Annotated in this window: 1 pseudogene; it reads left to right on the forward strand. The window is 60.1% G+C overall.

The annotated features are described in order from the left end of the window. A pseudogene (locus tag ACTHUM_RS17150) lies at positions 1-656 on the forward strand (bifunctional [glutamate--ammonia ligase]-adenylyl-L-tyrosine phosphorylase/[glutamate--ammonia-ligase] adenylyltransferase); the annotation flags it as partial.

Genomic DNA, 656 nt, shown 5'->3' on the forward strand with positions numbered 1-656 from the left:
CCCGACGAAGAAGAGCGGCTAGGCCGTCTGAAAGAATATGGGTTTGATGCCGAAACCATCGCCGCAAGGCTAGACCAAATCCGGTACGGCCATAAATACCGCCACCTTTCCGCACACGCCCAGCCGCGTTTCGACGCGATTGTGCCGCTGTTCGTGCAGGCAGCGGCCGAGCAACCCAACCCGACCGATACATTAATGCGGCTGTTTGACTTCCTCGAAAACATCAGCCGCCGCTCCGCCTATCTCGCCTTCCTCAACGAACATCCGCAAACCCTGGCGCAACTGGCGCAGATTATGAGCCAAAGCTCATGGGTGGCGGCGTATCTGAGCAAATACCCAATTCTGCTGGACGAACTCATCAGCGCGCAGCTTTTGGATACCGCGTTCGACTGGCAAGCCCTTGCCGCCGCCCTTTCAGACGACATCAAAGCCTGCGGCGGCGACACCGAAGCGCAAATGGACACCCTGCGCCGCTTCCAGCACGCCCAAGTCTTCCGCCTCGCCGTCCAAGACCTCGCCGGACTGTGGACGGTAGAATCCCTCTCCGACCAACTTTCCGCCCTCGCCGACACCATCCTCGCCGCCGCCGTGTCGTGTGCGTGGGCGGATAGGCCCAAAAAACACCGAGACACGCCGCAATTTGCCATCATCGGTTA

This window comes from Neisseria sp. P0021.S006 (assembly GCF_051956895.1).